Here is a 9979-nt window from a genome sequence, read left to right as displayed (position 1 = left end):
CGACGCTGTCGACGGCGCTGTCAGGCCAGCAGGCGCAGATCAACTCGCTCGGTTCGCAATTGCAGCAGACCGACCAGATGGCAAGGCAGGGCATTGCCGCGGCGACGGCGCTGACCATGATGCCGCAGGTCGAACCCGGCAAGACGATCAACTTCGCAGTGGGTGTCGCGCGCTTTGCCGGCGCGTCGGGCATGGCGTTTGGCGCGAGCGCGCATGTCTCGCCCAACGGCATTCTGAAGCTGGGTATCGGCATGTCGGGCAACAACAAGACCTACGGTGCCGGGTATGGGTATAGCTGGTGATGGTGTTGTCAGGCGTCTTGACGCGGCGGCAGGACCCGGCATTGCTGCAGTCGATGCGTGGCGCGCATGTTTGCATCGTTGTTGCGGACAAGCCGGGGTGCCGGCGCGCACGCAGCGTGGCGAGCTCGGCGTCGAGCCCGCGAACGCGATTCCGGAGACCGCTCAGTTCAGGGCCGTGCCGCAATTTCGTCGAGATGCCACAGCAGATCCGCCGGATCGTCGTACACGCGCAGCGCGCCCGCACGCTCCAGTTCGTCGCTGCCGTATCCGCCTGACAGCAGCCCGACGCCGAGCGCGCGACAGCGGCTGGCGGCGAGCATGTCCCAGATGCTGTCGCCGACCACGACCGTGTGTTCGATCGGCACGTTCAGTTGCGCGGCCGCGGTCAGGAACAGGTCGGGGTCCGGCTTCGCGTACTTGACCTGATCGCGCGTGACCACGACGTTCTTTGCCGGATCGACGCCGAGCGCCTCGAGATTGACGGAGGCCGTTTCCATCCGCCCGCTGGTGGCGATCGCCCAGCAGATGCCCGCGCTCGACAGCGCGGCCAGTAGTTCGCGCGCGCCCGGCAGCGGCCGAACCTGCGCGCGCAGCCGCTGGTACGCGGCCGCATGCAGCCGGGCGAGCCGTTCGACGCGCTCGGCGTCGATGTCGCCCGCCGTTTCGCGCAGCAGCTGGTTCAGGAAGAGGCCGCCGCTCATCCCGATCTTGCGGTGGATGCGCCACACCGACAATTCGATACCCTCGGCATCGAGCGCTTCCTTCCACGCGAGCACGTGCTGATAGACGCTGTCGACGAGCGTGCCGTCGAGATCGAACAGAAAAGACGTTTCAATGCGCATGTGAATCTCCTGGCCTGATTGGGTTCGAACGAACCGTCGGTGAAAATCCCGTCGACACATTATCGGCGCATGGCCATGTCATGGCGATGTCCCGTGACCGCAACGCGCCGTGACGAGTCATGCGCCGCTGGTACAATCGCGGGCGATGCGCCAGGCCGGGTTTTCCGCGCCGTACGCGCCCCCAACCCTCGTCGATCCCAGGTATGGCAACACCGGACGCCATCAGTTCCGAGCATTCGTGGTGGGGCGTAGTGGCCCTGGCACTGACTGCCTTCATCTTCAATACCACCGAGTTCGTACCCGTCGCGCTGCTCAGCGCGATCGGCGACAGTCTGCACATGCAGCCGACCGACGTCGGCCTGATGCTGACGATCTACGCGTGGGCCGTCGCCGTCGTGTCCCTGCCGCTGACGCTGGTCACGCGTCACATCGAGCGCCGCAGGCTGCTGGTCGGGGCGCTGCTGGTGTTCATCGTCAGCCACCTCGTTACGGGCGTCGCGTGGAATTTTGCGGTGCTGATGGTCGGCCGGCTGGGCATCGCGTGCGCGCATGCGGTGTTCTGGTCGATTTCCGTGCCGCTGGCCGTGCGGCTCGCGCCAAGCGACCGGAAAAGCCGCGCGCTCAGCATGCTGGCGATGGGCACGTCGATCGCGATGGTCGCCGGCATTCCGCTCGGGCGCGTGATCGGCGAGGCGTTCGGCTGGCGCGTCACGTTCCTGATCATTGCGGGCGCGGCAGGCGCTGCGCTTCTGCTGTTGCGCGCCACGCTGCCGGAACTCCCGAGCCAGGGCGCCGGATCCCTCAGCAGCGTCGGCGTCTTCCTGCGCAAGCCGGCGCTGGTGTCGCTCTACGCGATTACGGTGCTCGTCGTGTCCGCGCATTTCACGTCGTACACGTACATCGAACCCTTCGTCCAGAGCGTCAACCACGCGAGCAGCAGCCGGATCACGTATGTGCTGATCCTGTTCGGCATTGCCGGCATGCCGGCCGCGATCTGCTTCAATCGTGTCTATCCGCACGAGCCGGACAGGTTTCTGCTGGCGTCGATCATCGCGTTGTCGGGGTGCCTGCTGATCCTGTTCCCGTGCGCGCTGAACATCGTCACGCTGTCCGTACATACGCTGGTGTGGGGCGGTGCGATCGTCTGTTTTGGTCTCGCGATGCAGGCGTGGGTACTGAAGCTGGCGCCCGAGGCAACCGACCTGGCCGTGTCGATCTTCTCGGGCCTCTACAACGTCGGCATCGGCGCCGGCGCGCTGCTCGGCAACCATATCGCGAGCGGCTTTGGATTGCCGTGGGTCGGCACCTTCGGTGGCGTGGTCGGCGCGGTCGCGGTCGGAATCGCGTGGCTCGCGTTGCGCCTTCACGCGAAACGGGCGGTCGCGTAACCGACGCCCGGTTCCCGGGCGCGACGTCGGCGGCAGTGGCCCGACGGCGCGCCTGACACGTCATGCAATCGAATAACCGCCGTCGGCCACGAGCGCATGCCCCGACACATAGCTGGAATCGTCCGACGCGAGGAACGCGACGATCGTCGCCATTTCCTCGGCGGACCCCCAACGTCCGGCCGGCGTCGCCGCGGCAAAGGCCTGTTGCGCATCGTCCGACGGCCAGATGCCGCGGTGATGGAACGGCGTTTCGATCAGCCCGGGGCACAGTGCGTTGACGCGCACGCCTCGCTTGAACCACTCGATAGAAGCCGTCTTCGTCATCCCGATCACCGCGTGTTTGCTCGCGATATACACCGACGCATTCTCGAAGCCGATGAGCCCGCCCATCGACGCATTGTTGATGATGCTGCCCGAGCCCTGGCGCAGCATGATTTCGGCCGCGTACTTCATCGAATTGAACACGCCGCGCACGTTCGGTTCGAACACCATGTCGAACCGTTCGGCATCCTGCTCGAGCAGCGGCCCGAACACCCCCTCCGTGCCGGCATTGTTGAATGCGATGTCGAGGCGTCCGTAAGTCGATGCCGTGAACGCGAAGAGCTTGCGGAGATCGTCTTCGTTCGCGACGTCCGCGGCGAAAGCCCTGGCTTCGCCGCCGGCGGCCGAGATGACTTCGACCAGCTGATCCAGTTCCGTCTTGCGTCGTGCCGAGACGACGACCTTCGCGCCGCGCCGTGCGAGTTCGATCGCGGATGCGCGGCCAATGCCGGAACTGGCGCCCGTCACCAGGGCGATGCGGCCGTCGAGTTGAGCCGGTTGGGTGCTTGCGTTCATGATGAGATGCTCCAGAGGGGTTGATCATTCACGTCGAAACGACGTCTGAAGCACAGTGTGGTTGTTCGTCGGCCATAAAAAAATGGAACAATGACGCATTCAGAATTCCTGATTCAGGAATAAAATCGCTTCGTCACAAGCGTCAACGGGGAGACTCATGCTCAACCGACTCGACATCCTGAAGATCTTTGCCGCGGCCGCCGCGGCGCCCACATTCCGCGAGGCGGCGGCGCGTCTCGGCGTGTCGCCCCAGGTCGTCACGCGCGCGGTGCGCGAGTTGGAAGAGATGCTGGGCGAAACCCTGTTCCATCGGACGACCCGCAGTATCCGGATTACCGCCTTCGGGCAGTCGTTCGCGCTTGAGGCGCAGGCGGCGCTTTCCGCCGTCGACGGGTTGTTCGGGGCCGCGAACGGTCAGGTCGATGAACCGGTCGGCATCGTCAGGGTGACGGCCCCGTCAGGCATGGGGCGTCATTACGTCCAGCCGATCCTGACCGATCTGATGCAGCGGTACCCGGGTCTCGTGCCGGATCTGAGACTGTCGGATGTGCCTTCGCCGGTGGTCGACGAACAGATCGACATCGGCGTGCGGGTCGGGGCGATCGGCGATAACCGCTTTGTCGCGCGCATGGTCGGGCCGTTGCCGATGTGGGTCGTGGGCGCGCCGTCGCTGATCAAACGGCTGGGTGAGCCGAAAAACCTGAAGGCACTTGAAGCGATGCCGGTGACGTGCCTGATCGACCGCGCGAGCGGCCGGGCATGGCCGTGGATTTTTCGCGGAGAGCAACAATTCAAACCCGCGTCGCCGGCCTATCTGACGGACGACACCGAGGCGGAGGTCGACGCCGTGTGCGCGGGGTTGGGATTCGCTCAGTGCTCAGAATATCTCGTCCGGCCGTACGTCAACAAGGGGCGTCTGGTGCGCTTGCTGTCCAACCTCGAACCCGAACCGTGGAAACTGCACGTCTATCGGCCGCGGCGTGGCCCGATGCCCCGTCGCATCCGGGTGGTGTACGACGAACTGGTGGCGAAGCTGGCGCAGGCAACGTGGCGGGGATAGTCGCTACGAAGCAGGGTGAACTTCCGGTTTCGCCATAAACCCGCAATAGCCGCCCGAATTATTTCCATTTCGTCGGCAGCATCACCAAAGATTGGGTTTTTCCCGTCAATTATTTAAATTATTAACGATAAAACATTCCCGATCCGAAAACCCTTCATCTCCCAGTATTTGACCGCATGCTGCAAAGATTGAAACGGAGAAAGGAACGTCATTAATCTGCGTACGCGTGCGAAGCGGGCCGACGTGCGTCATTCACAACGATCGGGAGACAAAGATGAAGAGCAGAAATCATTTAGGAATATTGATGATGTGCTTCGTTGCGGCGGCGATTGGTTTGTCCGCATGCGGCGGCGACGATGTCGATTCATCGCCGGGAACGAGCACCTCGGCAACCAGTACGACCTCCACCACCGGCACGACATCGACGGCCGGTGGCAGCGGGACCACGGCCACGGCGCCGACGGCCATGCAGCAGATCGCGGTGAATCCGCCTCCGATGGGCTGGTCGTCGTGGAACAGCCTCGAGGAGAACGTCAGCTTCACGACGATCAAGGCGCAGGCCGACGGGCTGGCCGCACTGAACGCGAACCTCGCGACGGGCAACAAGTACCAGTATGTGAATATCGACGAAGGCTGGTGGACGTCCAGGAAACGCGATGCCAACGGCAACTTCATCATCAACGTCGACATGAACGGCAACCCCACCAACCAGTGGCCGGGCGGGATGAAGGCGATGGCCGACTACATTCACGGCAAGGGGTTGAAGGCCGGCATCTATATCGACTCGGGTCCGCAGGGCTGCGGAAACACGAACGGCACGCATTTCGTCGGCAGCGATTACGCGCACTACGATCACGATTTCCTGCAGTTCGCGCAATGGGGCTACGACTTCGTCAAGGTCGACTGGTGCGGCGGCAGGGTGGCCGGATACGATCCCCAGCAAGCCTATACGGCGATATCGCAGGCGATCCAGAAAGCCTATGCCGCCACCGGAAAGCTTCTCGTGCTGAACATGTGCGACTGGGGCACGCTCGGCGGCAGCGGATATCCGGATGACAACCTGGGGCCCTGGGATTGGGGCGCGGGCATCGCGACGTCGTGGCGGACGACAGGCGATATCTACGGGCCGGGGAGCGGGGTTCCGAAGTTCGGTTCCGTGCTGGGCAATTTCAACGGCAACTATCATCCCGAAGGCCAGCACACCGGTTATTACAACGATCCGGACATGATGGTGGCCGGCATGGGCATGACGGCGGCGAACGACCTCGCGCATGTGAATCTGTGGGCCATCGCCGGCGCGCCGATGATACTCGGGAACGACCTGTCGCAGACACTCGCGAGCGCTACAGTGAGCCTGCTCACCAATCCCGAGCTGATCGCGATCGACCAGGACATGCTGGGCCTGCAGGGATTGAAGGTCGCGGATGCCAATGGGCAGCAGGTCTGGGCGAAGCTGCTGGCCGGCGCAGGAAAACGCGCCGTCCTGCTGTTCAACAACGGGTCGGCGGCAAGCGACATGACCGTCACGTGGCAGCAACTGGGTTTCGCCGCGGGGACCTCGGCCACCGTCCGCGATATCTGGGCACACAAGGATCTCGGCACGGCCAACGGTTCCTATACGGTCGCGGGCGTACCCGCCGGCGGCACGGTGATGCTGGTGCTGGGCGGCACGGACCTTCCGTCGACGACGTTCCTGCCGAGTACGTTGTCGGGTGGCGCGACGTATACGGACTGCGCCGCCTGCGCGAGCGGCAAGAAGGTCACCGGGCTCGGCACTGTGACGTTCAACAACGTGACCTCGCAAACGGCGGGCGGCTACATCCAGATCGCGTACCAGAACGCCGGAACGGAAACCGTCAAGGCTCGGCTCGGCGCGAACGGCGGAAACGGCACGACGCTCGCGTTTCCGCCCACGGGCAATGCCGTCGGCACGGTGACGGTGTTCGCGAACCTGGTGTCCGGGCAGAACACGCTGACCTTGTCGAGCCTCGACAGCACGACGCCGGCACCGGAGGTCACGTCGGTCGCGGTGGTGGCCGGGCCGGTGAAAGTCCCGCCGCCGCCGCCGATGGCGTATGAGGCCGAGGCGGCCGGCAATACGCTCGGCGGTGCGGCGCGCGTGTCGTCTTGCGGCGCGTGCTCGGGCGGACAGGACGTCGGTTATATCGGGAACGGTGACGGCACCAGCAACGGGACGCTGACGATCAACGGCATTTCGGTTGCGTCGGACGGCACATACAGCATCGTGATCGCTTACGTAAACGGCGATTCGACGCCGCGCAGCGCGCAGCTCGGTTTCGACGGTGCGGCGCCCGTCTCCGTGTCGTTCCCGTCGACGGGCGGGTGGGGGAGCGTGTCGACGCTGACGGTGACGGGCACGTTCAAGCAGGGAAGCGCCAACACGCTGAAGTTCTCCAACCCGACGGGCTGGGCGCCCGATATCGACGGCATCAGCGCGCCGGCGAAGCAGTAACGTGCGCGTGACGCGGCTATCCGGCCACGGGTGGTCGCGCCATGCGTCGGGCGATACGCGAGAAGCCGCTATATTGCGGCATCATCATGGCACCGTCGCACCCGCGAGCGGTGCCCGATGTCCGACTGGAGCCCCTGCATGCCGATACCCCGGATTGAAACCCGCGACGCGATGGGAGACCCCGATGCGGTCTTTCTGAACCCGGACCACGTGCTGTGGATGTCGCGGCCGACCGCCGCGCAGCGGCGCCCGGACGGCATGGGCATTCGTGTCGACGACCGCGTGAAGGGCGGTGCATTGCTGATGGCCGACAACCCGCCGGCCGCGCAGCTGCTGCAGGATCTCGGCCCGTTCGTGACGGTAACGCTGTCGAACCCGTCGTCCGACTATCCGGACGGCCTCGTGCATATCCGCGCGCACGCGATCGTCAAGATCGCGACGGACGACCACGACAAGCCGCTGGCCGAGCGGACGCTGGGCTGGGTCCACGTCCAGGACGGCTCCGTGTTCAAGGTGAAGGATTTCGCGGGCGTGGCCGCGCAATGGCAGGCGTCGGTCTCGGCGGCCAGCCGCTGACCGGGTCTTCGCGCCTGCGCAACGATGCCGCGGCCCGGTGTGGTATTCGATACGCCATTCCTCGATCGGCCGCATAACATGGCGCCTTCAGTCGAACCCGTGCGCGTTCAGGCCTTCGTCGCGGAAGCGCCCGTCGACGCTTTCGGTGCACGCGTTCGCCACCGGCTTGCGGAGAATCCATCATGAACCTGTCCGTATCCGATATCACGCCGGAGGAACTCCGGCTGTTCGGCGACATCGTTGCCCGCCTGGAAGCGCTGGGGCCGCTCGTCGATGTGAGGACCGTCGTGCTGCCCGCGATCACGCAGTTGATCCGCGCGGATTTCGCCGCATCGTTCGATTGCGACGGACAAACCGGGCTCTGGCGCAACGGCTTCTCGTACAACCTCGATCCGTCGCAGATCGCACGGTATGAAGCGTGGTTCCAGCATATCGACCCGGTCACGCCGCAACTGCGTGCGCGCCGCGTGGCGACCTGCGTCGACGAGGTGATGAGCCGCCGCGATCTGGAGCGCACCGCGTTCTACAACGATTTCCTGAGCCGCGACGGCATGCACCACGGGATCAACGTCTATGCGTTCGACGGCGACACGCACGTCGGCGACCTGCGCATCTGGCGCGCGCAAGGGCGGCCCGACTTCACGGAACGCGACAAGCTGCTGCTGAACGGCATCGAGCCGTTTTTCCGGCGCGCGCTGCTGAGGCGGCGTCATGCGTGCGCCGGGCTGACCGAACGCGAGAGCGACGTCGCGCGGCTCGTCGCCGCCGGCTACACCGACAAGGACGTCGCGCGCACGCTCGGGATCGGGCTGTCGACGGTCCGCACGCATCTGCGGCGCGTGATGGCGAAGAAGGGTGTCGCCAACCGGGCGAGCCTGGCGGTCGCGATGGCGTGACCGGTCGCGCCGCGGGCGACCCGGGGTCATCCATTGTGATGATGGGCGTCAAAATCCGCGCGTCCTACCTTGTGACGATCCCCTGTTACGAGGCATGCCGACCATGACCCCCCTGGGTTCCCTGACGCTCACCGAAGCCCGGCACGCGATCCTGCGCCGGGAGTTTTCCTGTGTCGAATACGCGTATGCCTTCATCGAGCGGCACGCGCGCTGGCGTTACCTGAACGGTTTCACGTGCGTCGACGACGCGCGGCTGCTGGCCGAAGCCGCCCGCTGCGACCGCGACCTTGCGACGTCGGCCACCCCGCGCGTGCTGCTCGGTCTGCCGATCGCGATCAAGGACAACATCGACACCGCGTGCCTGCCGACCGGCAACGGCACGCTGGCGCTGCACAACCGCCTGCCGCCGCAGCATGCGCCGGTCGTCGCGCGGCTGCTGGCCCACGGCGCGCTGATCGCGGGCAAGACGAACCTGCACGAGCTCGCGTTCGGCGTGTCCGGCAACAACCGCGTGACGGGCGCGGTGCGCAACCCGTACGATTTCGACCGGATCCCGGGCGGCAGCAGCAGCGGCTCGGGCGCGCTGGTCGGCGCGGGCGTGGTCCCCGCCGCGCTCGGCACGGACACCGGCGGCTCGGTCCGGATTCCGGCGGCGCTGTGCGGCGTGGTCGGCTTTCGGCCCACGGTGGGGCGTTACCCGCCGGGCGGCGTCGCGCCGATTTCCCGCACGCGCGACACCGTCGGCCCGATTGCCCGGTCGGTGGAGGACATCGCGTTGCTCGACGCGATCCTGGCCGGCGACGCCGCGTCGATGTCGACCCCGATGCGCAGCATGGCGCGTCCCGTGCGTCTTGCGATTCCGCGCACGACGTTCTGGCGCGGCATCGCGCCGGATGTCGACGCGGTGGCGCATGCCGCGGTGGCGAAGCTGGAGCAGGCGGGATTCGAGTGCGTCGACATCGACCTGAATGCGTACCCGGGGTTCTTCGACGACGAGCCGGCCGTGATCGCGATGTACGAATTCCGTGCGTCGATGCAGGCGTATCTGGTCGAGAACGGCTACGACCTGTCGGTCGACGACATCGTCGCGAACGTGGGGAGCCCGGACGTCGCGAGGATTGCCCGGCATATCACCGGCCCGGCCGGCATCAGCGAAATGGCTTACCGCACCGCGCTCGACCGGCGTACGCGGTCGCGCGCCGCGTATCGGCAGTGCCTGGCCGACAGCGGTGCCGATGCGCTGGCCTTTCCGACCACGATCGCGACCGCCTGCCCGATCCCGTCGGGCGACACGATGATCCTCAACGGCGAGACCGTTCCGGTGTTCCGCACCTACACCAGGAATACCGAGCCGGGCAGCAATGCCGGTGTACCGGGCATGACCGTGCCGGCCGGCCTGACGGCGGCCGGTCTGCCGGTCGGCCTTGCACTGGATGGCGCGGCCGGCACCGATCGCGAACTCATCGCGGTCGCGCTGCACGTCGAACGGGTGCTCGGGCGGCTGCCGGCGCCGGACGACGGCTATGGGGTGGAGGGCCGGCTGGCCGGTTACCCGGCCGCCGGCGGCGCAACGTGACGCGTGATCTGCCGGAACGCGTGGCCAGG

Annotated in this window: 10 protein-coding genes; 7 read left to right on the top strand and 3 right to left on the bottom strand. The window is 66.0% G+C overall.

Going from position 1 to position 9979, the window contains the following annotated elements:
• Nucleotides 1-302: YadA C-terminal domain-containing protein (locus VL15_RS15740; protein ID WP_048246555.1), on the top strand; the 302-nt coding region annotated here is incomplete at its 5' end.
• A gap of 167 nt (nt 303-469) precedes the next feature.
• Here VL15_RS15740 and VL15_RS15735 read toward each other — a convergent pair.
• Nucleotides 470-1144 carry an HAD family hydrolase gene (locus VL15_RS15735; RefSeq protein WP_048246553.1) on the bottom strand — a complete coding sequence of 225 codons (675 nt, stop codon included), beginning with the start codon at nt 1142-1144 and terminating at the stop codon, nt 470-472.
• 203 nt (nt 1145-1347) lie between these two features.
• Between VL15_RS15735 and VL15_RS15730 the strand changes: the two genes are divergently transcribed.
• Nucleotides 1348-2532: a sugar transporter gene (locus tag VL15_RS15730; RefSeq protein ID WP_048246552.1), complete on the top strand. Its 1185-nt coding sequence runs from the start codon at nt 1348-1350 to the stop codon at nt 2530-2532.
• Nucleotides 2533-2592: 60 nt separating this feature from the next.
• Here the strand turns inward: VL15_RS15730 and VL15_RS15725 are convergent, their stop codons facing one another.
• Nucleotides 2593-3369: an SDR family NAD(P)-dependent oxidoreductase gene (locus VL15_RS15725; protein WP_048246551.1), complete on the bottom strand. Its 777-nt coding sequence runs from the start codon at nt 3367-3369 to the stop codon at nt 2593-2595.
• 157 nt (nt 3370-3526) lie between these two features.
• Here VL15_RS15725 and VL15_RS15720 point away from each other — a divergent pair, with 157 nt between their 5' ends.
• A complete protein-coding gene (locus tag VL15_RS15720) occupies nt 3527-4429 on the top strand; it encodes a LysR family transcriptional regulator (protein WP_048246550.1) in 903 nt (300 codons plus the stop codon).
• A 288-nt stretch (nt 4430-4717) separates the two neighbouring features.
• Here VL15_RS15720 and VL15_RS15715 read toward each other — a convergent pair whose 3' ends face one another.
• The gene (locus VL15_RS15715; protein WP_048246549.1) at nt 4718-4897 is read right to left on the bottom strand and encodes a hypothetical protein; all 180 of its coding nucleotides are present in this window, start codon (nt 4895-4897) and stop codon (nt 4718-4720) included.
• 13 nt (nt 4898-4910) lie between these two features.
• On the opposite strand from VL15_RS15715, the gene VL15_RS15710 reads away from it, so the two are divergent.
• The 4 genes from VL15_RS15710 (at nt 4911) to iaaH (ending at nt 9950) form a co-directional block, all read left to right on the top strand.
• A complete protein-coding gene (locus tag VL15_RS15710) occupies nt 4911-6902 on the top strand; it encodes an alpha-galactosidase (protein WP_230684468.1) in 1992 nt (663 codons plus the stop codon).
• 138 nt (nt 6903-7040) lie between these two features.
• A complete protein-coding gene (locus VL15_RS15705; RefSeq protein WP_155420235.1) occupies nt 7041-7478 on the top strand; it encodes a hypothetical protein in 438 nt (145 codons plus the stop codon).
• A gap of 182 nt (nt 7479-7660) precedes the next feature.
• Nucleotides 7661-8374, top strand: coding sequence for a helix-turn-helix transcriptional regulator (locus tag VL15_RS15700; protein WP_048246547.1), 714 nt, complete (start codon nt 7661-7663; stop codon nt 8372-8374).
• A 103-nt stretch (nt 8375-8477) separates the two neighbouring features.
• Nucleotides 8478-9950 carry an indoleacetamide hydrolase gene (gene iaaH / locus VL15_RS15695; RefSeq protein WP_048246577.1) on the top strand — a complete coding sequence of 491 codons (1473 nt, stop codon included), beginning with the start codon at nt 8478-8480 and terminating at the stop codon, nt 9948-9950.
• Nucleotides 9951-9979 lie beyond the last annotated feature (29 nt).

Origin of the sequence: Burkholderia cepacia, from assembly GCF_001039005.1 — a bacterium.
GTDB lineage: Bacteria > Pseudomonadota > Gammaproteobacteria > Burkholderiales > Burkholderiaceae > Burkholderia > Burkholderia theae.
Note: the sequence above shows the minus strand (reverse complement) of the source record. Positions and strands in the feature narration are given on the sequence as shown.